General features: G+C 60.0%; 29 protein-coding genes. 11 read left to right on the top strand and 18 right to left on the bottom strand.

The genetic code is table 11. The features are described 5' to 3' along the window. Nucleotides 1-11 precede the first annotated feature (11 nt). Both NKH35_RS05505 and NKH35_RS05510 read left to right on the top strand, forming a co-directional pair. Complete coding sequence (locus NKH35_RS05505; RefSeq protein ID WP_155924165.1) at nucleotides 12-953, top strand: hypothetical protein; 942 nt, start codon at nucleotides 12-14, stop codon at nucleotides 951-953. Then, complete coding sequence (locus NKH35_RS05510) at nucleotides 950-1,621, top strand: WbqC family protein (RefSeq protein ID WP_023734395.1); 672 nt, start codon at nucleotides 950-952, stop codon at nucleotides 1,619-1,621. Before NKH35_RS05505 ends, NKH35_RS05510 begins: the two co-directional genes overlap by 4 nt. Nucleotides 1,622-1,663: 42 nt before the next feature. On the opposite strand, the gene NKH35_RS05515 is transcribed toward NKH35_RS05510, so the two are convergent. The 3 genes from NKH35_RS05515 to NKH35_RS05525 all read right to left on the bottom strand — a co-directional run bounded on the left by NKH35_RS05515 (nucleotide 1,664) and on the right by NKH35_RS05525 (nucleotide 7,657). Next, nucleotides 1,664-3,277 (bottom strand): DEAD/DEAH box helicase, encoded by a 1,614-nt coding sequence (locus tag NKH35_RS05515; RefSeq protein WP_031196539.1) that lies wholly within the window; start codon nucleotides 3,275-3,277, stop codon nucleotides 1,664-1,666. A 192-nt stretch (nucleotides 3,278-3,469) separates the two neighbouring features. Then, nucleotides 3,470-4,237, bottom strand: coding sequence for an NAD kinase (locus NKH35_RS05520; RefSeq protein WP_023715779.1), 768 nt, complete (start codon nucleotides 4,235-4,237; stop codon nucleotides 3,470-3,472). Between the two features lie 444 nt (nucleotides 4,238-4,681). Continuing rightward, complete coding sequence (locus NKH35_RS05525) at nucleotides 4,682-7,657, bottom strand: caspase family protein (RefSeq protein ID WP_352913668.1); 2,976 nt, start codon at nucleotides 7,655-7,657, stop codon at nucleotides 4,682-4,684. 283 nt (nucleotides 7,658-7,940) lie between these two features. On the opposite strand from NKH35_RS05525, the gene NKH35_RS05530 reads away from it, so the two are divergent. The 4 genes from NKH35_RS05530 (at nucleotide 7,941) to NKH35_RS05545 (ending at nucleotide 11,955) form a co-directional block, all read left to right on the top strand. Further along, the gene (locus NKH35_RS05530) at nucleotides 7,941-8,975 is read left to right on the top strand and encodes an extracellular solute-binding protein (protein WP_023688398.1); all 1,035 of its coding nucleotides are present in this window, start codon (nucleotides 7,941-7,943) and stop codon (nucleotides 8,973-8,975) included. Nucleotides 8,976-9,072: 97 nt separating this feature from the next. Further along, on the top strand, nucleotides 9,073-10,500 hold the full coding sequence (locus NKH35_RS05535; RefSeq protein ID WP_023734391.1) for an amidase: 1,428 nt from the start codon (nucleotides 9,073-9,075) through the stop codon (nucleotides 10,498-10,500). A gap of 69 nt (nucleotides 10,501-10,569) precedes the next feature. Continuing rightward, nucleotides 10,570-11,250 carry a TetR/AcrR family transcriptional regulator gene (locus tag NKH35_RS05540; RefSeq protein WP_352913671.1) on the top strand — a complete coding sequence of 227 codons (681 nt, stop codon included), beginning with the start codon at nucleotides 10,570-10,572 and terminating at the stop codon, nucleotides 11,248-11,250. Nucleotides 11,251-11,403: 153 nt separating this feature from the next. Next, nucleotides 11,404-11,955: a DUF2569 family protein gene (locus tag NKH35_RS05545; RefSeq protein WP_023706997.1), complete on the top strand. Its 552-nt coding sequence runs from the start codon at nucleotides 11,404-11,406 to the stop codon at nucleotides 11,953-11,955. A gap of 554 nt (nucleotides 11,956-12,509) precedes the next feature. Here NKH35_RS05545 and NKH35_RS05550 read toward each other — a convergent pair. From NKH35_RS05550 to NKH35_RS05590, 9 genes are all read right to left on the bottom strand, one after another. Next, nucleotides 12,510-12,758, bottom strand: coding sequence for a hypothetical protein (locus NKH35_RS05550; RefSeq protein WP_352913674.1), 249 nt, complete (start codon nucleotides 12,756-12,758; stop codon nucleotides 12,510-12,512). Between the two features lie 201 nt (nucleotides 12,759-12,959). Beyond that, nucleotides 12,960-13,355, bottom strand: coding sequence for a hypothetical protein (locus tag NKH35_RS05555; protein WP_352913677.1), 396 nt, complete (start codon nucleotides 13,353-13,355; stop codon nucleotides 12,960-12,962). Between the two features lie 77 nt (nucleotides 13,356-13,432). Further along, nucleotides 13,433-13,894 (bottom strand): hypothetical protein, encoded by a 462-nt coding sequence (locus NKH35_RS05560; protein ID WP_352913680.1) that lies wholly within the window; start codon nucleotides 13,892-13,894, stop codon nucleotides 13,433-13,435. A gap of 121 nt (nucleotides 13,895-14,015) precedes the next feature. Further along, the gene (locus NKH35_RS05565; protein ID WP_352913683.1) at nucleotides 14,016-14,399 is read right to left on the bottom strand and encodes a hypothetical protein; all 384 of its coding nucleotides are present in this window, start codon (nucleotides 14,397-14,399) and stop codon (nucleotides 14,016-14,018) included. Further along, the gene (locus NKH35_RS05570; RefSeq protein ID WP_352913685.1) at nucleotides 14,389-14,814 is read right to left on the bottom strand and encodes a hypothetical protein; all 426 of its coding nucleotides are present in this window, start codon (nucleotides 14,812-14,814) and stop codon (nucleotides 14,389-14,391) included. The genes NKH35_RS05565 and NKH35_RS05570 overlap by 11 nt, the downstream gene beginning before the upstream one ends. Further along, the gene (locus tag NKH35_RS05575; RefSeq protein WP_352913688.1) at nucleotides 14,807-14,989 is read right to left on the bottom strand and encodes a hypothetical protein; all 183 of its coding nucleotides are present in this window, start codon (nucleotides 14,987-14,989) and stop codon (nucleotides 14,807-14,809) included. Before NKH35_RS05575 ends, NKH35_RS05570 begins: the two co-directional genes overlap by 8 nt. A gap of 563 nt (nucleotides 14,990-15,552) precedes the next feature. Beyond that, nucleotides 15,553-16,176, bottom strand: coding sequence for a helix-turn-helix domain-containing protein (locus tag NKH35_RS05580; RefSeq protein ID WP_352913691.1), 624 nt, complete (start codon nucleotides 16,174-16,176; stop codon nucleotides 15,553-15,555). Between the two features lie 44 nt (nucleotides 16,177-16,220). Continuing rightward, entirely contained in the window at nucleotides 16,221-16,664 is a 444-nt protein-coding gene (locus NKH35_RS05585) for a hypothetical protein (protein ID WP_352913693.1), read from the bottom strand. A gap of 457 nt (nucleotides 16,665-17,121) precedes the next feature. Next, complete coding sequence (locus NKH35_RS05590) at nucleotides 17,122-17,790, bottom strand: recombinase family protein (RefSeq protein ID WP_352913696.1); 669 nt, start codon at nucleotides 17,788-17,790, stop codon at nucleotides 17,122-17,124. Nucleotides 17,791-18,152: 362 nt separating this feature from the next. On the opposite strand from NKH35_RS05590, the gene NKH35_RS05595 reads away from it, so the two are divergent. From NKH35_RS05595 to NKH35_RS05605, 3 genes are all read left to right on the top strand, one after another. Beyond that, nucleotides 18,153-18,317 carry a hypothetical protein gene (locus NKH35_RS05595; RefSeq protein WP_352913750.1) on the top strand — a complete coding sequence of 55 codons (165 nt, stop codon included), beginning with the start codon at nucleotides 18,153-18,155 and terminating at the stop codon, nucleotides 18,315-18,317. A gap of 169 nt (nucleotides 18,318-18,486) precedes the next feature. Further along, nucleotides 18,487-18,867, top strand: a complete 381-nt coding sequence (locus NKH35_RS05600) for a response regulator (RefSeq protein ID WP_352913698.1) — start codon at nucleotides 18,487-18,489, stop codon at nucleotides 18,865-18,867. Nucleotides 18,868-19,188: 321 nt separating this feature from the next. Further along, nucleotides 19,189-19,575, top strand: a complete 387-nt coding sequence (locus tag NKH35_RS05605; RefSeq protein ID WP_352913701.1) for a response regulator — start codon at nucleotides 19,189-19,191, stop codon at nucleotides 19,573-19,575. A 209-nt stretch (nucleotides 19,576-19,784) separates the two neighbouring features. Here the strand turns inward: NKH35_RS05605 and NKH35_RS05610 are convergent, their stop codons facing one another. Next, entirely contained in the window at nucleotides 19,785-19,955 is a 171-nt protein-coding gene (locus tag NKH35_RS05610) for a hypothetical protein (protein ID WP_352913704.1), read from the bottom strand. 94 nt (nucleotides 19,956-20,049) lie between these two features. On the opposite strand from NKH35_RS05610, the gene NKH35_RS05615 reads away from it, so the two are divergent. Together NKH35_RS05615 and NKH35_RS05620 are read left to right on the top strand one after the other, a co-directional pair. Further along, entirely contained in the window at nucleotides 20,050-20,313 is a 264-nt protein-coding gene (locus NKH35_RS05615; RefSeq protein ID WP_352518606.1) for a hypothetical protein, read from the top strand. A gap of 77 nt (nucleotides 20,314-20,390) precedes the next feature. Then, on the top strand, nucleotides 20,391-20,678 hold the full coding sequence (locus NKH35_RS05620; RefSeq protein ID WP_352913707.1) for a hypothetical protein: 288 nt from the start codon (nucleotides 20,391-20,393) through the stop codon (nucleotides 20,676-20,678). Between the two features lie 65 nt (nucleotides 20,679-20,743). On the opposite strand, the gene NKH35_RS05625 is transcribed toward NKH35_RS05620, so the two are convergent. From NKH35_RS05625 to NKH35_RS05640, 5 genes are read right to left on the bottom strand one after another with little or no spacing between them, the layout of a single operon-like run. Further along, a complete protein-coding gene (locus NKH35_RS05625) occupies nucleotides 20,744-21,307 on the bottom strand; it encodes a class I SAM-dependent methyltransferase (protein ID WP_352518605.1) in 564 nt (187 codons plus the stop codon). Between the two features lie 9 nt (nucleotides 21,308-21,316). After that, nucleotides 21,317-22,480, bottom strand: a complete 1,164-nt coding sequence (gene hxsC, locus NKH35_RS05630; RefSeq protein WP_352913710.1) for a His-Xaa-Ser system radical SAM maturase HxsC — start codon at nucleotides 22,478-22,480, stop codon at nucleotides 21,317-21,319. 1 nt (nucleotide 22,481) lies between these two features. Beyond that, nucleotides 22,482-23,939 carry a His-Xaa-Ser system radical SAM maturase HxsB gene (hxsB, locus tag NKH35_RS05635; protein WP_352913712.1) on the bottom strand — a complete coding sequence of 486 codons (1,458 nt, stop codon included), beginning with the start codon at nucleotides 23,937-23,939 and terminating at the stop codon, nucleotides 22,482-22,484. Then, complete coding sequence (locus tag NKH35_RS32005; RefSeq protein WP_502906972.1) at nucleotides 23,932-24,258, bottom strand: HxsD-related protein; 327 nt, start codon at nucleotides 24,256-24,258, stop codon at nucleotides 23,932-23,934. Before NKH35_RS32005 ends, hxsB begins: the two co-directional genes overlap by 8 nt. Nucleotides 24,259-24,264: 6 nt before the next feature. Beyond that, on the bottom strand, nucleotides 24,265-24,522 hold the full coding sequence (locus NKH35_RS05640) for a hypothetical protein (protein ID WP_352518603.1): 258 nt from the start codon (nucleotides 24,520-24,522) through the stop codon (nucleotides 24,265-24,267). Between the last annotated feature and the right edge of the window lie 175 nt (nucleotides 24,523-24,697).

Raw genomic sequence — 24,697 nt, forward strand, 5'->3', positions numbered from 1 at the left:
CGGGGACCGGCATGACTTTCGAATTTCGCATCCCGATCCTGCCGGAGCCGGAATTTTTCTCAAACGTCAAGCTGGCAGCTTTGTCGTTGGCCAAGCTCGGCGGCGTCTATGCGGCCGCCCCCATTGTGGTCTCTGTTGGCGGGCATGCCGACATCGACGAACTCCATGCCGCCAACACCTGGTCCTCGGCCTTCCCGGTAACGTGGCGCCCCGTGCCGCGTGCTATCAGCGACCGGGGTTTCTCCTCGGGCTTTGACCGCTATGCCGAGGCGCCGCGCGGCGATGTCATCATCCTCGCCGATGCCGACGCCTGCCTGATGCGGCCGATCGACGAGCTTTTGCAACGCATGCGCGACGCTGATCGGCCGAGTGTTGCCGGCCTACCGGCGCATTTCTCGCCATTTTCGAGAGATGGCTCGGAAAACAACGCTGCATGGCGTCGGCTTCTTGAGACGCTCGGCTTTGCAGATACGCCTCTCAACTGGCGATATTCCGAGTCGTCGGATGGCGCCTTCGGCGGGTGCCCCGCCTATATCAACTATGGCTTCGTCGTCTTCAACAAAAGCGCTTTCAGCGCCATTCAGCCACTGATCCGCCCGCTTACCGCGCGCGTACTGGATTATTTGAAGGATCAGCCCTCGATCTTCTTTTCCGGCCAGATCGCGCTGTCGCTGGCCATCCTGACGGTCGGGGCCGATGCGTTGCCTCTCGGGCCGGAATACAATTGTCCAAACTCCGACGAGATGCTGGCGCACGGGCTGCGCGACCCGGCGGATATCCGGGTGCTGCATTATCTTCGCCGCGAGCAGTTCGATCGCCACAGCTTCCTGTGCAACCGCGACGAATTCGACGCCTTCTGTGGCAAGTCGTTCGCATCGCCGGTCCTTCAAGCGTTCCAGCAGCACGTTCGAAGCTTGCCTCATTGCTTCTATGGCGAAGGCAAGACGCAGTGACGGGCAAGCTCACCATTGCTGTCATGCAGCCATATTTCTTCCCGCATGCGGGCTATTTTCGCCTGATGGCTGCGAGCGACGTCTTCGTTGTTTTCGACGATGTCCAGTTCCCGCGCCGGGGACGGGTGCATCGTTGCGAAATGACACCGGGCCGCTGGCTGACATTGCCGCTCGCGCCTATGCCGTTCAATACACAGATAAAGGATCTGCGCTGGGCGGACGGCGCCCGAACCGCTCTGGACAAGCGCCTGGCCGCTTTCGGCCTGCCGGGCCAGGCGACAACGCCGGCCGCGGAGCGGATCAGCCGCCATCTGACCGGGCCGCTTGGCGACGTGACAAGCTTTCTCGAGAACGGTCTTCGGCTCGTCGCCGACGCGCTCGAACTCAAAGCAAACATCTTGCGCAGTTCCAGCCTCGGCGTTGATCCCGCCTTGCGAGGGCAAGCGCGCATTATCGGCATCGTTCGAGCGCTCGGCGGACAGCGCTACATCAACGCTGCCGGTGGGCGCCACCTTTATGCCACCGAGAACTTCCAGCAGGCGGGCATCGATCTGCAGTTTCTCGTGCCCTACGCAGGGAGGTTCCCCCACATCCTGCCTGCCTTTTTTGGCAATAACCTCGCCGACCTTCGCGACGATGTTCGAAACACGTGCCAATGGGGGCCGTGAGCAATTGCCGATCACTTGGCAGCTATTTTAGGACTGCGACGATCAGACCTTGGCGACGATCTTCATGAAGGCCGGCATGTCGTCGCCGAAGCCGACGGTGCCGTCATTGTCTTCACCGCGGTTGTTGCCGCGGGCAGGGCGGCTGTTGCTGGCGCGCTGCGGCCTTGTGTCGCCGCGTTCCGGGGCGCGGTTCTCGTTGTTGCGATCGGAGACCTTGCGGTCGCTGTTTTCGGAGCGGATCGCTTCCTTGCGCTGATGCCGTTCGCCGATGTCGGCGACCGCGGCCTCGGCTACCACCGGCTGTTCCTCGCGCGCGGCATCTGCCGCTGGCGCGTCGTCGCTGCGCTTGGCATGGCGTTCGCGCGGCTTGCGCTCGCCACCCTCCTTGCGATCATGGGCCTTGCGGTCCTCGTCCTTGCGGCCGGCGCGGCGCGGAGCGCCACGGCCACGGCGGGGCGCTTCGTCCTCGCCGCCTTCGCTGGCGACCACGGTCGACAGGTCGCCGTCATGCCACTCGATCTTGTTGCCGATCAGCCGCTCGATGGCGTCGATGTATTTGGTGTCGGACTTGGTGGCGATGGTGAAGGATTTGCCCGAGCGTCCGGCGCGGCCGGTGCGGCCGATGCGGTGGACATAGTCTTCGGCGTGGATCGGCACGTCGTAGTTGAAGACGTGGCTGACGTCGGGAATGTCGAGGCCGCGCGCGGCGACGTCGGACGCCACGAGATAGCGCAATTTGCCATCGCGGAAATTGGCCAGCATCTGCATGCGGGCGCGCTGGTCCATGTCGCCATGCAGGGCGCCGGCGTCGAAATCATACTTCAGCAGCGAGCGGAACAGCTCCGCGACCTCGACCTTGCGGTTGCAGAAAATGATAGCGTTCTTCAGCTCGGCGTCTTCGGCCTTTATCAGATTGCGAAGCGTCTCGCGCTTGTCCCACGGCTTGGAGCCGGACTTGACCAGGCGCTGGATGATGTTGGTGGCAGCGGATGCCGCCTTGGAAACCTCGACGCGCACCGGCGCATGCAGGAACTTCTCGGTGAGCTTGGTGATCTCCGGCGGCATGGTCGCTGAGAAGAACAGCGTCTGCCTGGTGAACGGGATCATCTCGCAGATGCGCTCGATGTCGGGGATGAAGCCCATGTCCAGCATGCGGTCGGCCTCGTCGATGACGAGGATCTCGACGCCGTTGAGCAACAGCTTGCCGCGCTCGCGGTGATCGAGCAGACGGCCGGGCGTGGCGATCAGCACGTCGGCGCCGCGCTCCAGCTTCTTGTCCTGCTCGTCGAAGGAGACGCCGCCGATCAGCAGCGCGATGTTGAGCTTGTGGTTCTTGCCGTATCTGATGAAATTCTCTTCGACCTGCGCGGCGAGCTCGCGCGTCGGCTCGAGGATCAGCGTGCGCGGCATGCGGGCACGGGCCCTGCCTTTTTCGAGGCGGGTCAGCATCGGCAGCACGAAGGAAGCCGTCTTGCCGGTGCCGGTCTGTGCTATGCCCAGAATATCCTTGCCGAGCAAGGCATGCGGGATGGCGCCAGCCTGGATCGGCGTCGGCACAGTGTAGCCCGCATCGGTGACTGCGGAAAGGACCTTGGGCGACAGGCCGAGGTCTGAAAAGGTCAACGCTTCTAGAGCGGTCGTGGTGTCTGAGGACAAGAGTTGCTGTCTTTGGCTGGTTCGGGGAAGCGCAACGGCATCCGTCGCGGCAAGCACAGCGTGCCTGCAAGATTGGTATTGCGATTAGGCGCAAGCCCGCGATTTGTCAACAGAAACGGGCGGGATTGGCACGATTGTGAAAACGTAAGCTTAATCGCGATGCTTAATTAGGTAGTCACTCTTTGCGCCGGCTCAATAGCGGAACTGCTCGGCGAGAATGCGTTCGTTCCACGAATGGTTGGGATCAAACAGCAGCGTTGCCGTCGCAGTCGGCGATTCGCGGACCGTTACGGAAGCCACCGCCTTGACCTCGGTGTGGTCGGCGGCGGTGTTCACCGGGCGCTTTTCCGACTCCAGAATATCGAAGCGTACGGTCGCCTTGTTTGACAACAAGGCACCCCGCCAACGGCGCGGCCGGAACGGGCTGACCGGGGTCAGCGCGAGCAACGGCGCATCCAGCGGCAGGATCGGCCCGTGCGCCGAAAGATTGTACGCGGTGGAGCCGGCCGGCGTCGCGATCATCACGCCGTCGCAGTTCAGTTCCTCGATGCGGACCTGCTCGTCGACGGTGATGCGGATCTTTGCCGTCTGGTAGGACTGACGCCACAGCGCCACCTCGTTGATGGCGAGTGCCGAAACCGTCTCGCCCTCATGCGTCAACGCCAGCATTTCCAGCGGGCGGATCGTTTCGGCGACGGCGGCCGCGATGCGCTCGGTGAGGCCCCCGACGCGGTACTCGTTCATCAGGAAGCCGATGGTGCCACGGTTCATGCCGTAGACCTTCTTTCCCGTGCTCATCGTGTCGCGCAAGGTCTGCAGCAGGAAGCCGTCGCCACCCAGCGCCACCACCACCTGGGCGTCGTCGAAGGATGCCTGGCCATAGCGGGCCGACAGGCTCTCCATCGCCGCCTTGGCATCGGCAGTGTCGGAGGAGACGAAGGCGAAATTGGCTTTGCTCATGACATTCCGATGGCGGTCGGCCGATGGCGGTCGGCGGCGGTTGCGTGGGGTAGCATGGGCAAGCGCATCTGCAAAGGGAGGCATCGTCGGCGCAGTTGCGGCCGCGGCGAAACGAAATCGGCGGCTCGCGCTTCATGTCGCCGGAACGGCGAATGTGATGGTTAAGTGCGAGCTTAAGCACTCGTAAAGCCTGATCGATCATGTTAGCCGACAGAGGATGGGTGGCTGGGGGGCTAGCCAGTCGAGACCTGTCTATTGCCGGTGACACGCCTGATTATCGTCTTCCTGATGCTGGGAAGCTTCGCCCTTCTCTTTGCTGAGCTTGTACGGCATTCCGAAGACATGAGCTCCAGGCCGACGGCCTCACGCTGCGGCGACGCCGGCGTGCCATGCCCGCAAAACGCGTTGTAGGCTGAAGCCAATCTGCCAACGACGATCCATCGCTCACTGCGCGACGATCTGAAGATTGGCGTTGCCGTAGAATGTGTAGGCGAGATAGGTCGGATCGCCGGTCTGGTAGAATTCTCTGCGGACATCCTGCAGGATCTCGGCCAGATAGACCGGCCTGTCCTTGATCCGCGTGCTGATGCCACCATAGAAATCGGTCGAGAAGGCCGCTGCCGCGCGGTCGGTCAGTGGCCACATGCCGCCGATGAAGCCGGAAGCGCCGCCCGCCAGAACCGCCGGACCCCAGCCCTGCACGAAGCCGCCGAGCATCTGGGAACGGCCTGTGTCGCAGGCGTTGAAGAAGTAGAACGGATTGCCCTTGCCATGCGCGGTGGCGACCAACGCAGCCCATGTATCCGGGTCGAGCGACTGATCGACGAGATCGATGGCAAAGACCGGCCGGCCGCTGCCCGGTTGGTTGACCGCGCCATGACCGGAGAAATGAATGAAACCGGTCGAGACTTCACCGACCAGTTTCTCGAAAGAGGTGAAATCGCCATCGAAGCGGCGGTAGCCGTAAAGCTTGCTCAGCGCCGCGATCTCGTCCTGCTGAAAGCGCAGCGAGCGCTTGTCGACATAGGAGGGCGCGACAGCCGCGACGCCGGTGAAGGTCATGCGGTCGAGCGGGTTGTCGACCTGTGAGGCACTGCTGCGCGGAGCCCAGCGCGCCAGCCGATAGCCCATGCCGAGAAAACCGTCGGCGGTGGCGCCGTCGACGCTGCGCGGGCGGATCAATTCCCAGGGCAGTGTCGGGCTGTTCGAGGTGATCTGGATCGAATGCAGCTCGCCTTTGCCGCGCAGCGACCAGAACACGTCCTTGAACGCTTTCGGCACATAGTCGCGGTAGAGCGCATCGCCAAAACCTTCGGCGGCGAGCGTGACAAAGCGCTTTTGCGTCCCCGGATCGCTGCTTGCGGCAGGCTGCTGCAGCGATACCGCGCCGCGCAGGCTCAGGCCGAGCTGCAGCAGGCGGCGATATTCGGAGTCCAGCCATGCCGCCATCTCAGGTGGCGTCGAGAACGTATCGGTCACCGGACCGGCCAGATGCGGCGAATGGATGATGATCTGCCCCGAACCCAGCCCGCTCGGATCGTCATAGAGTATGGTCACGTCGAGATCGGGGACGTCATCGCCGGCTGCGCCGCCGAGCGTCACATTGCCAGTTACCGCCGGCTGCGGCGCCGCTGCGGCCAGCATCAGCATGGCAGGTGCTGCGGAGCGTTCGGCTGTGGCGCTCGGAGCGGCTGCCTCGACAGGCGCTGTGCGACGGATGACAACGGACCGCGACGCCGATCCGAGGAACCTCCCGGCGCTGTAGATGCGTGCGATGAACTGGGACGGCTTGCTGTCCTTGGCGATCGGCCGCGCCTTGACGTCGAAGCGGACGAAGTCGCTGTCGCCCTGGCGGTAGAGCGTCGTCCGTCGGCTCCATTTGCCGCCGTCGGTGAGATCGAAGCCGGAGGCGAACAGATCGATGTCGATCGGCCATTGCTCGGCTCCTGCCGGCATCGCCATGGCCAGGGCGCCATCTTCCGTCACCGACGAGCCCGGCGCTGCCTTCACCTTCACTTCGGGCGTGAATTGCTCTTCGGTAAGGGCGATCGAAACGGTCACCGTCTCGCCGGCGACAATCTCATCCGGCGCATCGATGGTTGGATGGCGCACCACTTCGACAGCGCCCGTCTCGGGTTGTGGAAGGGCGCCGCCGGAAGGAGGGCTTTGCGCCTGGTCGATGGGCGGCGGCGCTGGTTTCGGTGGCGCCTGCGCCTCCGGCGGACTTTCGGCGCCGGTCGCGGGTGGCGGGGCCGATGTCATGCCGTCCTCAGGGGGGATCCCTGCCTTATCGGGGGGCGGTTCGGCGCCGGTGGCTCCGCCATCCTGCGGATAGGTCCCGCCGAGATTGTTCTGGGCAGCGGCCGCAGCTGCGTCTTCAAGACGTTGCTTTTCCTCTTCGTATCGTTGCCGAGCCTGCTCTTCCTGCAATTGGCGCTGCTGTTCCTGGCGTTTGTATTCCTCGTAGAGCGCCGCCTCCTTGGCGCTGTCGCCCATCGCGGCATCGGGACTGCCGGAGCCCGGGGCAACGTCCATGGGGTAGGGCTCCTGACCGCTGCCATCGGCGTAGTCGCTGCCATCAGGCTCCCAACCGCCACTCCCGGAGATGTAGCCGCCGCTCGCCATCGCCGGCGGTGCCGGTTCCGGCACAAGCGGCAGCGCCGGTGCCGCGCCGGCCACCTGGTCCGGCGTCAGCACAAAGGCAGCGTCTGCCGAGCGGCCATATGCCATCCATGGCCACTGGGCGCCTGACGTTTTGTCGATAGTGGTTTGCCTGACCGAGGCGAGGATGATGGCTATGTCCGCGCCGCGCTTGACCAGCGCAGCGGTGAGCGCATCGGCAAATACGGTGACGGGGCGGGCTTCGTCCAGTGCAACGGTTCCGGGTTTGGCCGACAGAGCGACGATGGCGTGGGTGAGGGGATCGACCGCAGCCAGACCCTGCATCACGCCGGAAGTAGGGTTGTGGCCATCGCCGGGATTGTCGAGCAGAACCACCTTCAATGTCGGGGTTGCCTCGAGCGCCTGCATGAACAGATCGAGGGGCAATGCCGTCTGGTCGACCGTTTCCTTTGAATCGATCCGGGTGCCGCGCGTCAGTAAATAGTTCCTGCCGTTGGCCTGCGCGGTGTGGCCGACATAGTAGAAGATGCCGACGGAGTCCGGATTGGCCAGGGATTGGGCGAAATCATGCATGGCGCGCGCGACATCGGCGCGGTCGCCATCCGACACCTGCCGGACGGTGAAGCCAAGCGATCGTAGTGTCGCTGCAACGAGTTCGGCACTGAGGTCGGCGTTGGCGATTGCCGGTGAGCCCTCAGAGGCCGGATTGGCGACAACCAGCGCTATCCGCGCTTCGCCGCGCGCAGCGGAGAAGAGCGCCATGGTCATCAGCAGCACGACCGCCAGAAAAAGGCGCATGACCGTGATCCAAGCCCTGCAGGCTGCGGCGCTCACGCCACGGCTTGCCCCAATTCATCAATGGCCCAACCTTGACCATATCATGTCGGCTTCGCCGGCGCACTGCCGGTGCCGACCATGCAGTTGTGTCGCAAAAGATATTGACTGTATGTTTAGTAATTAATACCGTTGCCGAGATACCGAGTTGGTCAGCCGGCATTCGCCGGTGAATGATCACCAGGACGAAGGGAACTTAGGGACTCGAGGCGCAATCCCGCCGGTCCCAACAATGGGAGACACAAGCATGCAGTTGAAATCGACCGCCACGGCGCTCGGCCTGTCGCTGCTGGCGATGACCGGCATTGCCCGCGCCGAGGGCGAACTCCAAATCTACAATTGGGGCAACTACACCAGCCCGGACCTGATCAAGAAGTTCGAGGAAACCTACAAGGTCAAGGTTACCGTCACCGACTACGACTCCAACGATACGGCTCTGGCCAAGGTCCGCCAGGGCGCTTCCGGCTATGACATCGTCGTTCCATCGGCCAGCGTTATGCCGATCTGGATCAGCGAAGGCCTGCTCTTGGAAACCGATCCCAACACGATGGAGAACTTTAGAAACGTCGATCCGAGATGGGTCGACGTGCCGTTCGACCCCGGCCGCAAATATTCGGTGCCGTGGCAATGGGGCACGACCGGCATCTCGGTCAACAAATCGGTCTATGCGGGCGATCCGAACACCTCGGCGATTTTCCTCGATCCGCCGCCGGAACTCGTGGGCAAGATCAATGTCGTGCCCGAAATGGGAGACATCATGTTCCTCGCCATTGCCTATGAGGGCGGTAAGTACTGCACCGACGACAAGGTGCTTTTGAAAAAGGTGCATGACAAGCTCATCGAGGCGAAAGCGAAATGGCTGTCGCTCGACTATGCGGCCGTCGACGGTCTCGGCAGGGGTGACATTGCCGCCGGCGTCAACTGGAACGGCATATCGCTGCGCGAGCGGCTGGAGAACGACAAGATCGTCTACGGCTATCCCAAGGAGGGCTTTCCAATCTGGATGGACAATGTCGCGGTGCTCAAGGATGCCAAGAACGTCGAGAACGCCAAGCTCTTCCAGAATTTCATCATGGACCCCAGGAATGCAGCGATGATCTCGGCCTTCGCGCACTACGCCAATGGCATCAAGGGCTCCGAGCCCTTCCTGCCGGCCGATATGAAGGGCGCGCCCGAAGTGGATGTTCCGGCCGAATTTGCCGACAAGGGCCAATTCATGTCGGCCTGTCCCGCAGACGTCCAGGCGCTCTACACCAGGATCTGGACCGATCTGCAGAAATAGCAGCGCCGCCGGCCGAAGCTGACCAACATCGGGCCGCGCATCGCGGCTCGGCCATCCCCAATGCCAGATGCCGTAAAGCCGCCGCGGGAGATTTTTTATGTCCGATCTCGACCTTTGCTACATGCCGGCCAGCGAGGCGTTGCGGCTGTTCAAGGCGAAGAAACTGTCGCCTCTGGAACTGATGCAGGCCACCATCCGCCGCGCCGAGGCAACCAAGGCGACGATCAACTGCCTCACCTTCACGCATTTCGACGAGGCGATGGATCTCGCCGGAAAAGCCGAGGCGAAATACGCCAGAGGCGCCAGGACCGGCGCGCTCGAGGGCCTGCCGATCGGCATCAAGGATGAGAGCTACATCAAGGGCAAGCCGACCTCGCATGGCTCGCTGCTGTCGAAGGATGCCATTGGCGGCCATACCTCGACGATGAACGAGCGTGTCATGAAGGCGGGTGGTATCGTGCACGCCCGCACCGCGACGCCCGAATTCAGCTGCGCCGGCTATACCTGGTCGAAGCGCTGGGGCGTCACGCGCAACCCCTGGAATCCGGATTTTACGCCGGGCGGCTCGTCGGGTGGTTCGGCGGCAACGCTGGCGTCGGGCACATCGTCGATCGCCACCGGCTCGGACATTGCAGGCTCAATCCGTATCCCTGCCTCGGCCTGCGGCCTCGTCGGCTTCAAGCCGCCTTACGGCCGCAATCCCGATGAGCCGCCGTTCAATCTCGATTTCTACTGCCACACCGGGCCGCTGGCCCGAAACGTCGGGGATGCGATCCTGCTGCAGAATGTCATGGCCGGACCGAGCCCGCTCGACATCGCCACGCTGCGCCCGAAACTGCGCCTGCCGCTCGACTACAAGCCGATCAAAGGCTGGAAGATCGCTTTCTCCATGGATCTCGGGTCCTTCGAGGTCGATGCGGACGTGCGCAAAAACACGCTCTCCGCCTGCGATGTGTTCCGCTCGCTCGGCGCCACTGTCGAGGAGGTGGACCTCGGCTGGGGCGGCGAGGTGCTCAAGGCCGGCATGGCCTATCTCGAACATCTCTTCGGCGCCTCGCTGTCGCCGCTGCTCGCCAAGCACGGCAAGGACATGACCAGCTATGCCAGGCAGTTTGCGCAGGACGGCCAGAAGTCGAAGGCCACGGACTTTGTCGCAACTTTGGACGTGGCGGCCAGGATGTACCAGACGCTGGGGCCGTTGCTGGAAAAATACGATGTGCTGATCTGCCCGACCAATGCGCTTCCCGCAGTGCCGGCGGAATTCGATCAGACCAAAGGCAAGGTCGAGATCAATGGACGAGAGGTGAACCCGTCGCTGGGCTGGGTGATGACGACGCCGTTCAACATGCTGAGCCGATGCCCGGTTCTGTCCGTGCCGTCGGGCCGCGCCGCCAATGGCGTGCCCACCGGCATCCAGATTGTCGGCCGCACCTATAGCGACGCCGACGTGTTCCGGGCGGGTATGGCCTATGAGACGGCTCGGGGTCAGTGGTACACGAACGCCGGGACACGCCCAGCGCTGTGAGTCCACAGGGCTCCGGCATGCCAAAGCAGCGGCGGGACGTTTCGGCCGCCGGGGAAAGGCCTGACGACAATGGCGCAACGCATAGCCACTCCGGATGCGGGAAAAAGCAAGGCGGCCAAGGGTGCGGCGAACGACGCCGCGCCCATGGACCGCCGGCGCGAGCGCGGCGAAGCGAGCGTCCAGCGCATCATCGACGCCACCATCGAGCTCATCGCGGAGGAGGGGCTGGCCAGCGTCACCATGCAGCGCATTGCCGGGCATGTCGGCTCGTCCAACGCACTGGTCGTGTTTCATTTTCGCAGCAAGGAGAACCTGTTTCGGGCCGTCCTGCAATATCTCAGCGACCAATATGACGCGCTGTGGCTGACGCTGGTGCGGGCGCCCGGCCTGTCGCCGGTGGAGCGGGTGTTGGGCGCGGTCGATTGCGCGCAGCGCTTTGCCCGGCAGCATCCAAAATGGGTTTCGGTCTTCGTCGTCTTTTCCAGCGACCGCAAGAGCATGCAGATCTACAATGAAATCGGCCTGCCGAGCGATCTCGCCTACACGGCCGAAGCGCGCGAACTGCTGATCGAGATTTCGCGCAGCGGCGGTTACACCGGCGTCGACATAGACACGCTGTCGGAGAGCCTGAATTATCTGGTTCACGGCGCCTGGTATTGGGACCATCTCAACCCGTCCAGCCGCGACACCGACGTGCTGCGCAAGACCATGCTGCTCCTGCTGCACCAGGCCTTTCCGCGGCATTTTTGACTTGGGGTGAGATGCGGCCATTGCGAGCGACGGAAAGCGTCCTCTGCAAACCTAAACCCGAAAATCTCTACGATGCCTTGATCTCTGTAAAAATGCTTGCACAATCCAGAGGTGCGATTTAAACAACCTAAGGATGCATTCGAGGGTGGGTAGATGTGGCATTGGCTGATACTTCTGTTGCTGATTGGTGTGCCGGTTTTCTTCGCCGTCCGGTCGTCGCGCAAATCCTCACAGAGCCCAGATGACCTCGTGGGGTTCGGCGGCTGGCTGATCCTGCTGGCGATCAGCCTGTCCCTTTCGCCGTTGCGCACACTTGTCGATATGGCCAGTCTGGTCAAAACCTACCAACAGCTTGTTACAGTGCCCAACGGGGCCTTGGCCATCTATGGCGAGGCAGCCCTCAATCTGGCATTTCTGGTGCTTCAGCTGGTCGTGCTTGTTTCGATGCTGCGGCGAAGCCACCGCTTCCCGCAGCTGTTCATATGTCTGTGGTTTGCGATCCCTCTCTTGTTCATACTGGACGCAGTTTGGATATCGATTGTGCTTGGTGTCCCGGTAAACCGTTTGCTTGCCGGAGGGGCTCTGGTTACACCTTTGGCATCCTTCATAGTCACAGGGATCTGGGCCGCCTATGTATACAGGTCGGTCAGGGTGAGAAACACGTTCGGCGATACGGCGGCCATACAGGCCGCGACATTTTCCTAGAAGGTCCGACGGCTGCGAGTTGGCCTGATGTCGTGCTGCCAGCTCCGCCGAATAGAACCGTCGGCAGTCCTCCTTCGTCTAACGAGCTTTGGGTGGCCTGCCACCCGAAGCTCGAAGAGCGAAGGGGTGGTGCCCCCGGACGGCGCTAAATGCCAAATCCAACTGGGGCGTTCCACCCGAACTTCCGGTTAGAAATCAAGGAGATAAGATGGGCTCTTCCCCCGAGGCCGTTAAGCTCGGTGTACCTCTTTGTGCCAGAATGGTGTACCTCTTGTCAACTTCGGCGACCCTGGCAAAATCCCATAACTGAAAAACCGTGCTAGCGACCACCGGCGTCGAAGTGGATCGCAAAGGCTGCGTCGACGGCACTTCGCGCAACAAGATCACCAAGCTGCCAATCCGTGAGGTCGCAACCGGGAAATCTCTCCCTCACCGCCAGGATTGCAGCGGATATCGAAACGACCGGACGTTCGACATTCTCAATTAGGTAGCAGACAATTGCCTGTCTGACGGCTGAGGAATTGGGCGTCTGCCAAAGCTCGGGCATCTCAGGCCTAGGAATGGAGCGGCATTTCTGGGACGTCGACCGGTGTTGTTGCGTCGAAAGCGACAGGCACACGGTGAGCGATGCATGCGTCCGCCAGCATCTCCTCCAACTCGCGGTCGGTGGCCCTGCAAGCCGGCATGAGTGTTCGGATGGCGCGGATCGCTTGTGCGATGGAGAGAAAGCCGGCCCTGCCTCTAGACAGCACGTAGGCCTCAGCCGCACCTTCAACGCTGACGGTGTGAAAAGTGTTGGTCATCGAGAGTTCCTCCCCGGACCCAAACCACCACGATTTACCGCTAACATGCGGCGGCTTTCAAGCCTATGTCCGAAACCAGACACTCAGGACATCGGCCAAAAGCGCATTGCAACCGCTGCTGACGGGCATAGCGTTAGACGTCCCACCCCGACGCACCTCTTGGGGCGACGCATCGGGGCAGGGAATGTGTTGCAGTGCGAGTTAGTCGGAGTAGGCAGAACCGTTCTTCCGGGCGGCTGCTATGGCTTGGGCATGGCCGTGGAAGACGTGCCATTCCCCCTTGGCCGCAGCTCTGCGGAGCGTCGGGTAGTCAGCCTCGTCCACATGCTCGAAGTACGTGACCAACGTCAGCCCATGCTGCCGAAGGACATTGCGGTCCAGATGCTGAGAGAACGCAGTCTCGACCACAGCCGCTTCCACCGGGTCGATCCCGTATGCTTCGCCGGTAAGGATTTCTCCGGTCTCCACGTAGGCATCCACGATGAACTGCTGTTGTGGTTCGCTGTGGGTATCCCTGAAGCGGTCAAGGCTCTGGTCAGCCATGCGGACAAACTCTGCATGTTGTTTCTCTTCTCTCTCGTCGTCGGTCAGTTCCACGTCGGCCTCGCCGGCCTCGCCATCCACGGTGGGCAACTCAGGGGCCGAAGCCCCGTCGTCACTCTCGGCCCCCGTGGCTACCTGAAAGAATAGCCGTAGGGGACCAGAGCCGCGTTCACAGCCGCAACGTAATCGCCCTGGCTGATCTCCCCACGTGCCGCCATGTCCTTGGCCTGCTGGGGTCCCAACTGGATACCACCAACGGTCACCGGAAGCTGATCCACAAGGGCCTGCGGTGCCGAGCCGTTCATCGGCTTAGCCGCTGCTACCTGGGCTTTCTGGCCTTCGGTCAGGGCCTGCTCGGTGTTGATGCCAAGGCGCTTAGCCTGAAGCTGTTGGTTTGCCCGAAGGCCTGCTTCCGTTTGCGCCGCGATCTGCTCTTGAAAGTCGGCTTCCTTGCGGTCCTTCTCGGCCTGCTCATGGTCGCGCCGCATCTGATCCACCCGGTCTTCAAGGGCCTGTCGCTCCCGTGTTTCCTGAGCGCGGATGTCGGTCGTGCCCGTGGTGATGAGGCCGCTGGCCTTGTTGAAATCGTTCATGACGTTCGTTCCTTCAATTTGGTCATGGTTGACCGCCCCGGCGCGTCATTGCTCCGGGTGCGGATAGGTTGGTGGTGATGGTGGTGGCTGATGTCCCGTGGAGTTTCCGTGAGACTTGGTGTCAGCGCCGTGGCGTGAACCCATAAGACATCGTCTGGAGGGCTTCAGGACGCGCGCTAAGGCCTGTTGGGGTCGTTGCTCCGGTAAGGCCATCGCTGCCTCCGGCGACCCTTCCACGCGGCGCTGTGGGTCTCATAGACATCTCGGCAAAACGCCGTGCGACTGCCACAGCCTCAAGCTCGGGATAGCCGTAGATTTCAAAGCATCGTTCAGCAGCCGTGTTGAAGCTCTGGGTCCAATCGATGCCGATGCCCGGAAGCCTTCGGTCCAACTCGGAGGTGGTCTCCCAGTCATCGGCCTTGATCCATTCGACCAATGCAAGGGCCGCTTCCCGCGTCGGGTAGGTCGCGACCCATTCCCGCCGCCTGATGTCGTCAAGGGTCAAAGCGCGCATTCCGGTCGTTGCGCCACCTTAGCGGCCCGTGCTTCACGATCAGCGGCAGATGGTCACGGAAGGTTTCCCCATGCTCGCTGGCCGCTGTCGAGGCCTCCAGCATGTCGATAACGCTGGGTTCCTTGTCCCGCGACGGATGCCGAACGGGCAGGCGGTTCAACCAGTCCAAGGCGTCATGTTCGACATGCCCTCGAAGACCAGCCTTGACGGCTCCTTTGCCGACCAGCCGCTTCAGTTCCATGTTCAGCATTGACCGGCTGGTGATGTACGCGCGGTCAGCCCATTTGCCGGTGGTGTGAACCCCCTGTCTGCGGGTCCGCTTCATCTCGACCGTCTGGACGATCCATTCACGGTCAGTCTCGACAACGCGGATTGCTGGGGTGATCTGGCGGGTTATCTCAACCATTGACTGCCTCCTTGACCAGACGCGCGGCCTCTCGCTTCATCTTCCGTGCCTCGGCTACCTGGGCCTTGTTGCGGTGATACCATTCGCGGCTGATTTCCTTGGCGCGAGCCGGGTTCGCTGCTCGCCATTCTCGACCGTGTATCCGCCATGCAATGCGGTCGGCCTCAGTCGACATGATAGGGGTCGGCTCCTGTGGTGATGTTCATCTGTTGTGATCCTTTCGGGTGAGGTGTTCGTGGTGACATTCGAGAGCTTCCCTTAAAGGGACGCTTCCGGTTGACGTGGAAGGGTGAAGACCTGTGGAGGGGAGACCATCGGTCATCCAAGCCTCGGGTGGTCAGACTTCAGGGTTCGTTTGGGTTCCCTCTGGCTATGACCTTGGAACAAGGGAAATCCAGAGAGTAGACCAAAGCTCTGAGTGAAGTTGTGCTGAGGTTGATCAGGTACTCAGGAGACACATTCCATGGTCTTCGGAGCGAAGCGACCAATGACAATTCAGAAATAAGGGTATCTCTAGGCTGTCTCTGGTTACAGAGGGCTTCTAGAGGGTGTCTTATGTCCCTGAGCAACTCAGGAGAACCTTGGTGCCATCTTCGGATAAGCCTATCGTCGATAGGGAGCCCGAAGGCCTGATCAAGGTGACACCCGAAGGGAAAGTCCCTGAGGGGAGTTGTGCCTATATGCGGTAGTCAACCGCTTATGCTATTGTTATCATTTAGAAATCTTGGTTCAGCGCCTTCATAACTTCCGGGTTCGTTTCAGTTTGAACAATCTTCCGGTATCCCGCTTTCGTGCCGCGATCTGGGCCTTGATTGCAGCGACATGCTTCGACACTGCCTGCTTCGAGATGCCGAGCAGAGCCGCCACTTCGGATTGCGACCATCCATCCACGATGTAGAAGGCGACCTTCTCGCGGGTGCCGACCCCGATGCCCTCGGCTGTCCATGGGTCGAAGCCGAGAAGGTCAGCCACCACGGGGGCCTTGCTCGTCTTCAGGCGTGCCCAGACATCAAACGGAGCGCGTCCCCGCTTGGTTACCTCATAGCGCTGTACACGGCCTCGCCAAGCGATCCCCTTGCATTCAGCCTCCAGAGCCTCACAGGGCTGCGAAAGATGAGATCGCACGGCACGGTCGGTGATCCCCAGCACCTTCGCGGAAGCGGGCTGCGAGAAGCCCTCAGCGCGTAGGACGAGGGCGGCCTTATGGTTGAACTCTGGCGCGCGTTCACTGAATTTGCGGGCTGCCTCTTGGTAACGGGGCGTTGTCCAGCGTGGGCCTTTCCGTCGAAACGCCTCCACCTCGGCGGTCCAGTAGTCCGAAACCTTGACGAAATCGGCTTCAAGGAGATTGAAGTTGGTCATATTGGTTCCTTTTGCGGCGCATCGAGGTGACCAGCCCTGCCGCTTTACGCAGCGGGAGCTAGCCTGATCCAATTTTCAAGTTGAGCGGTGGAGAGGCGCTTGATGAGCTCGCGCGCCATGGCTTCCAGGCGTTCCCTCCCGGAATCTGCGGAAGGGTTTCGCGTTTCCGTACGTACGGACTGGCCCTGAAGCTGCCGCACCCCGGCCTGCTTCTGCCGCCATTCTCGGACGCGGTCGGCCTCGGCACTTGGGCTCTTCCGACCTTCCGCAATGGCAATGAACTCATAGGCACGAGACTTGCTGATGGGACAGTGATCGGCGAGGAACGCGACAAACTTGCCCGTGCCAACGCGCTTCTTGGCCTCGATTAGGTAGAGGCCCGCCGATTTGGCGTGTTCCATAGCCTTGGTGTAGTTCTTTTCACCGGCCTTGTAATGCCCGTAGGCCTGAGCCCCGATTTGTTGGACAGTAGTGTCGTCAAAATTCAAGAGCGATCCTTTCGTGATAGTGCTTCATACAAAACAGTTCGCCGGTGATTTCATACAAAACCGGAGGACAGATAGAGACGCACACGGCCTTACATCTACCGACCAGCCAGTGCGCCACTTCCCATCGCCTAGGAAAAGCGAAAGAGACAATGGCAGTCGCAAACGCTGGGAGAACAGCGCCGGTCGGTAGATGTGAAGTCGCATGAATGAAACGCGTCTCGTAGTGCTAGTGGGGGCCGTTGTCATTCAGGGAGCAAATGAGCCTAACTCGCCTAGCGGTCCGGATTGTCGCCTTTGCAGTACTAGTGGAAGGCCTTGTGAACTGATGGTAGGTGCGAGTGGGGCAACCTAACCCAATCCGTCATGGCGCGACCAAATCGCCTGCGTGGTGCTAGTGGGGGCCTTATTCAGCGGTTTCTAATGTTCGCCCGCCACAGTCTGCTGGGTGTCCCTATTGTCACGCCGTATCAATCAGCCGCTGCACCTGAGAAGCTGAGAACGGCTGGCCGTTGACGGTCGTGTATCCCCGTCCTGCAAGCATCGCTGCAATCTCACGAAGGCTTCTCGCCTTGCCTGTCTTGGGGCTCTTCCGGGCCAATCGCTTGGCTTCCTTGATCAGGTCCGGCTTGTCCAAGCGGTAACCGTGATTCCCTTCCACGCGCCGTCCAATGGCCTTGGAGGCCCTGTCCCGTGCACCCTTGAGTTTCGCCACGAGCTGCGCCTTCTCAAACTCAGCCACGGCTCCGAGTATCTGCCGCACCATTGCTGCGGTAGGCGTGTCGTCGGTGAAACTGTCCGGCGCATCGACCGGGATCAGCTCATAGCCGAGACCTTGCAGGAGCTTATGGCCTGCTATCTGCACCGCGAGGTCACGCGCGAACCGACTGGCGTTCTCGATTAGGATCACCCGCGCCCCATTGCCTGCCAAGTACTCAAGGAGGTCTTGGAAGCCCGGACGTGTATCAATCGGGTCAGCCCCGCTCACTGCCGCATCGTGGAACTCCCGAACCACTTTGATCCCGTGGCGCTTGGCGTAGGCCTCGATAGCTTGCTGCTGCCGTGGTGCACTGTCGCCATCGACATTGGTGCGTGAGGATGTCCGAAGGTAAGCAACTGCTGTGGTCATTCTCTGAAGTCCGATCCCTTGTGGTGCAAGCCACTGGGCTCGCTTTCTGTACCTCGTACTTGAGAATGAGGTACAGCGTCAAGGACAAGACGCCTGCGAAACTGTCGGGTTGTGCTATGGTCCGGGTGTCCCCAGCCGGCATCGACCCGAGCCCAGCGTCACCCCTCAGGGCATCGCAACGGCCATCGTCACGGAAACCGGCGGGCGTCTTATCGTCGAACCTGACCGGGTACGGGGGGCCACCGCGCGTGCCTCTTATCCGATCACCCGCGCGGATTTTTGTACCAAACATTCCCGACCCACATTAGATGTCCCTAATGGCAACTCTGCGGTACGACGTCAGGCGGGAACAGGATGGAACGTTGACGGTGTTCGACGTGTTCACTGGGCAGCCTGCTATTGTAGCGGGCCACCCATCTGTCGACCTTCCCGACCCGGAGTACGCCAAGGAGCTGGCGGACATCCTGAATGCCAACGACCTGAAGCAGAGGCTGTCCCACGGGAGGTTCCCAGGAGGGTTCGCCTGATAGCACTTAGGTGCCGCGCTGCGCCTGAAATCATCGCTGGCTCTAAGCGAAAAAAGCTCTTGACAATGTATCTAAGTGGACGTTGATAACCTATTCGTCGCCGGCCGAGGGTATAGGCACTGGCGAGTGGGAAGGGTCTTCAACCTCCTGCCCCTCACGAGGGTTAACGATGGGCAGCCAATCGGTGTTGTCGGTTGTCGTCTTGGAAGACGAGCCGCTAATTGCGCTCGACGTTGAAGACACATTGTCTGATGCCGGCTTCAATGTCTTGGCAGTCCTGCCATCTTGCTCTCAGGCTCTTAAGTGGCTGCAATCAAATTCCCCCGATGTAGCCGTCCTTGATATCGAGCTGAATGATGGAAGTTGCGAGGACATAGCCAGGCTCCTTTATGCGCGGGATATCCCGTTTGTCGTCCATTCGGGAATCGTGTTCGATCCTCGCTACTACGCCCCGATCTTTCAAAAGGGAACTTGGGTATCAAAGCCAGCTGCGGACGGTGATGTGACTAATGCAGTGGCCGCTTGTGTCAGAAGACGGTCCGCCGCATGACGTTTATGGCACTCAATTGGTTCACCCCAGCAGTCCCCATTAGGGAACCCCTAGGTCTCCGCTACAACGTCGCCTCGGTCGAGGCAGCCGGCGCGCAGCTCCTAAGGTTCACCAAGAGGGGCGCTCATTGGCGACGTGCGGTCCAGGTTTGCGTGGCCTTCAGGAAGCATAGGGCGTCAGCTCAAGAGGTCCAAAGGCTCTTCTGGCTGGCTGCCAAGGAGGAGGAAGTCCTGCTCTCCGATTAACAAATGTTAATTTGGCGGGAACAATTCGCCGCCTCGTGCATTGCTGGCCGTCAGTGTTCGACAAACAGGTCGGCCCATGTCATCCATCGTCGTCCTGCTTGTTGAGGATGAGAGTATGATCCTCATAGATGTTGAGCACTCCCTGGTTGACGCTGGTTTCGAGGTGGTCTCAGCGACGAAAGGGGCAGATGCAATACGGGCCTTCAACGACGACCCTGAGCGCATTGAGGCCCTAGTCACAGACATAAGACTGGGCGAGGGACCCACCGGCTGGGAAGTCGCCCGGCACACTCGGAGCGTCAATCCCAACCTACCTGTCATCTACGTGAGCGGAGATGGTGCGGACGATTGGCCCGCGCTCGGGGTGCCCAACAGCATCATGATCACCAAGCCGTTCGTCATGCCCCAGATCATTACAGGGCTCTCGAACCTACTGAATGAGGGTGGTCCAACTTCCTCCTGACTACCCTGGCACCCTAAGGCACCCCTCGGCTGCACCACAGGGAGAACTGCTGGGGCTGCCTGAGGAGGCGATCAAGCGTCACTTAGGGGATCACCCAAAGGGAGAACAGGCGAGGGTAGTGCCAGTGGAAGGCTTTGTGACCTGAGGGGGCAAGACGGTGAACTGCCTGTAAGTTCATCCGAGATGCCACCCCCTGCTAAACCCAAAGCTCACCGCTGGAGCCATAGGGCCACCTCGCGTTCCAACGAGGCGTTGGCGACAAGGAGCGCCTTCACGGCCTCCCGGGCGTCTCCACCGCTGGCGGCTTTTGCCTCGTCGGCAGCCAGCTCCAAATCGCCGGCGGATCGATCGAGTTGCGGCTCGGTGGCCGTGTGGCTCACGCTCCGAACCATTAGTGCGCCCCCTTGTCGGAACCTGCCGGGCATCTTGATAGTTCTGCAGCGAAGCGCTTCGTGAGAGATCGAGGAGAGAGAAATGGCTGTCATCCTGATCGGTGCATTGCTCATTGTCGCTGGCATTGTGTACATGGCGCTGGCAGTGCTTAATCGCGGGCGGCTTAGCAATCCGACGCCCTTTCCCGCACGTCCAGGCGGCCCGACGCCAAATCTCGCAACGCCGGGTCCGACACTTGAGCCGCGCCATCGCGGGCTGGGTTTCCTCGGGCTGTCGCAAAACTGGCCCGGCCTACTGATGATCGGTATTGGTGTCGTCCTGCTGTTGTCGGCAGTCGTCATTTAGGGCCTTAGCTTCAGCATCCTCGTCGGTCTTCCTAACGGGACGCCCGGCGCCTTGAGTGCCTTCATCACGTGGCCCTTGTGGACGGCTACGAACCTGTCGGCGACGGCTTGACACTGGTGGAAGACGAAAGCGCGGAGGCGAATGGAAGCTCAGCAATGCCCACGATTGGGCAGCTGCTGCTGGTCCGATGCGGGCTGTGTAACGTCAAACGATGGTATCTGCCGAGTGACCTGAGGGAAATCTTCGGGGAGGTTGAGGAGGAGCTAGTCGGGAGGAAAATGAGCTGCAGACGGTTCGGCAAGAACGAGTACATGCACGCCGAGACACAAAACCCGTCGGCACGGGAACGCCAGGCATTCGGGTGACGCGGCTCGCAGAGATCAGGACGGTGCGGCGGGTTGTCTGGCGTGATGAGGAGTGAGGCCCAAGGCTATGTAGCTGCTAGCTTTCGCGCCAGCATCTTGACTGTGACTGTCTCTCCCGCAGCAGTGCGAAATGGTCTCTCTCTCAAATCCAGCACCTCAAATCCCGAAACTCTATTCGCCGTTTGCCCCGCAGTCGGTAGGTTTCTGCGATTTCGACCGTGTGCGCCGAACGTCTCGTATATGAGAAATCCACCTGTGCGTATCAGAGGGCAGACCGCCTCAATGACCTTGTCGGAAACGTAGTGAATAACAAGCACGAGATCGAAAGCCTCTCGGGAGAAAGGCAAAGACTGTTCAGCGTCGACCAAAACTGGCTGCAAATTCCCTCGGGGTGGCTTCACTGTTCGCCAGCTTGCCATCGACTGGTCTAGTCTGTGTTGATCTATGTCAGCCGCCACGACCCGATTACCTTGAGCGGCAAAGAACAATGAATGCCTGCCAAATCCAGAAGGGACATCTAGCACATCGAGCCCGGACGTCTTTGGAAGGCGCTTGAAGCAGCGTCGGACGTATGGCGATAGATCTAAGTCGGTGGGGAATCGGGCGCGGCGATCAAGCTGTTCTGGCATCAGGCAGCCCTATTGGAATGCCGCAATGTGCGCACTATGAGCGAGCTTGCTTGAAGAGAAGAAGCCCCCACATTCGTCGCGGCGGCTGCAGTTGGAGCATTCGTCGAGGTACTCGTTTTTCCAATCGCTAATCGACTGCCTTGCATACCGATGAATCGACGGATCAAGTACGCATAGTTGATGGTTGTACACTGACACATTCATCTTGGCGGCCGCCAAGAACTGGACTGCCGACCGAAGCTCGCCACGGTATTCGAAAGGGTCGATCCAGAGCTTGTCCATGTTTGCACGGGTGAACCCGGTAATCTCCAAACCCATAAACGTGATGTGGTCAACGAACGTCAAGTTCCTGAAGATATATTCTGAGAGCTCTAGTAGCCCATTGCATGTCTGCTTGTGCACGACAACGCGTACTTCGACCTTCTGTCCAAGCGCCCCCAGATTCAAAATGCCCTTAACGGTCTCGTCAAAGGCGCCCTTGGACTGAACAACGTAGTCGTGGACTTCAGGATCGATCGAATAAAGAGGAATGCCTAGCGATAGATGTCTGTGGTTCAGGCTTGCATAGCGTGACGCAAACTCGAAATCTTGGAAAGCCCGACCGTTGGACAGAATGTGGACCGCCGTGTCTGGGATAAGCGCTTTGGCTGTGGACAAAAGATCAAAAAAATCTTCCCCAAGCAGAGTAGGTTCGCCTCCCGTCAGGCCCAGAAATGGTGTGCTGACCGGCAGAAGCGGAAGCAGCTCCTGCATCTCCGCAGCGAGCCAACTGTCATCAATATCTTTCGGGGGCTGCGAGCACATAAGGCAGTAGTGGTTGCAGCGTTCCGTGAGCAGAAAATAGTTGGCGCTGGCCGTTGCCCGGAAAAGCACTCGGATTGCATTCCGACCGGGAACGAACCTAATGACATCTCCATCGCCAAGGTACCCAAAATGGTCCGGTAGGACGATGATATGCTTGCTATTAGCAACTTGCTCAGCTTCGGTCCTATGGGCTTCAAAGGTGACAACCCATTCGAAACCCTCTGCAAGGCTTCCACCTCTGAAGAGGCGGGCGTCGTGCTCCGAGTTGACAAGCTGCCCCACCCGATCAGCGCCGATCAGCCGGAGTAATACGGGCCGAGGGTTGGCTATTAGGTTGTTTGTCTTGGCGAAGCCGCTGAGCTGGAGCATCCTAGTTGGCCCACTGTAAGAACAACTCGCGGATCATCGGACTGTCTTCCATCAGGCTGATGAGCCTCTTGAAGATGGTCATGTTCCGATGACAAAAGGCGGACCTCGTCTTCAGCCCCACGAAGTCACGCTGTGTGGCCATGTGGAAGACAGGGTCTGACCCGCAGTAAGGCTCAAAAGCGCACTCTGAGCACATCGGTGCAGAGCCGGCGAAGGACTGCTCTATCGGGTCCAGCAGGGCGTCTGACGCGAATATCTCCTGGTAACTGTTGGCATGGACGTTGCCGATACGGAACGTCTTGTCGCCCATCTCGGCCAACATTCGTGCCTCGTCTGACGCATATACGTCGCCGTCATAGTTGTACACGACCGCCGATATCCCTATCCCGGCAGGGCTCATCAGATCCACATAGCCAGGCTCAAATGGAGTGAGCATCTTTGTCAGGATGGTTGACGCGTAAAACTCCTTAAACGGCAAACCCTTCCTATTCAGGTCAATTATGTATTCCAGGCCATCGAAATAGAAATCCAACCATCTCTCGACATCATAGGCCGCATACGACTTGGTCTTGATGGCGAACCCGTATGGTGACAAGGGTCGGAGGAATATACCTGGGAATTGTAGCCGCACGTATTCGTCAATGATCGGACGGCCCATGGGGAGGCTCGTTTTGGTCGTCGTCATGAGCGCACTAACGCGTTCATGCCCGAGCACCTTCCTCGCCTTCTCGATGCCTGCAACAGCTAACTGGTAGCTGTTCTTGCCAGGGCGTGGACGGTTTGAATTGTGGAGGTGAGACGGCCCATCTAATGAGGTTGAGATAAGGATTTTATGGAGGCGGCAAAACTCCAGCATCGCGTCATCTACAACTGCGAGATTTGTCGTGATTACGAACTGCAAGTCTCGCTGCTCCGATGAATTAATCCGCTCGGCTCGTTCTACGACGTAGCGGATCAATTCAAAGTTCAGAAGCGGCTCTCCTCCCTGAAATTCGATCTTTATGGAAGGGCTCGGCGAGCGAAATACCAACGCTAGTGCTTTTTCTGCGGTCTCCTCACTCATGTCAAATGCGGAGCGGTCCTCACTCTGCCTCGATACTTGGCAGTAAGGGCACGAATGCTCACAGCGAAGCGAGACCACCATGATATGAAGGGCTGTAAAATTCTCTAGCCGCTTCGCTTTGGTTCGGACTTTGTTGGCGAGCAATGCCTTACCGAGGTTTGATGAGGCATCAAAAAGAAAGTGTCGGTGCCGAAGGCGCAAGTAATGGGGGTCGCTAGTCGGCAGTTCGTGTCGAATGAAGGACGACAGTACCGCCCGTGATAGAACCAAATATTCTCCCGCCTGATTGGTGAGTACGTAACGATCACCTTCCAGCGGCGAAAAACGAAAGAAGGCCAATTGATATTGGGCTTCGACAGCCCCCCGAAAATCCGCTGGTGGAGCGAACTTAGTCAATTGATTGAAGGCCGGATTTGGAAAAAGCCAGGGCTAGCACTGCGTTTCTGACCGAGGCAGTTTCCTCGGCTACGGTCCTGCGTAGGTCCTGGTCTAGTACTTCAAGTCGCAGAGCTTCAATGGCTCGATCAGCCTGCTCCAACGAGGTCGGCTTATTGAAGTGAAGCACGCACTTCGCGAACCCAGCCTCTGTGGCAATGTCCACTGACGAGCCGCCGGTCACTCTATAAACGGCACGCTTCACGCAATCCAACGAGAAGACGGTCAGATCAAATCGTATCTCTGCGGAGTTCGCCGTCTCCACGGTTGCGGTGAGCATGTGCAGCTAGCAGTAGCTGTAGCCGGAACAGTGAGAACCATGACTGGAGTGCGAAGAATGGCTGGAATGGTATGCCATCCTCACTTCGGTGCCGCTGGAGCGATCAAGGACCACTCCGAACCCATCGTTGCCTGGCGATACGCTGGTTTCCGTTGCATTCGCGATTGCTTCAGCGGAATCTATCGAAACCGCCGCTTGCACCGGTGTGCCCAAGATAATCGAAGCCGACAGAGCAATCGGCGACAGAAAATTGCGCTTTGTCATTTAAGATTCCCCATCCCCAAGATGCTTAGACTTAAAGCGCCCTCGGTCGGAACGCAAGTGGTTCTGAGCAGCTTCCACCAACAAGGTTAGCATTCTTTGAGCTATAAGGACCCCATCATGAGCAATTAGGCCTGATTCTCGCGACTTTTTTAGTGGAGGAGCACTTCTTCGGTTC

This window comes from Mesorhizobium sp. M1143, from assembly GCF_040318435.1.
GTDB lineage: Bacteria > Pseudomonadota > Alphaproteobacteria > Rhizobiales > Rhizobiaceae > Mesorhizobium.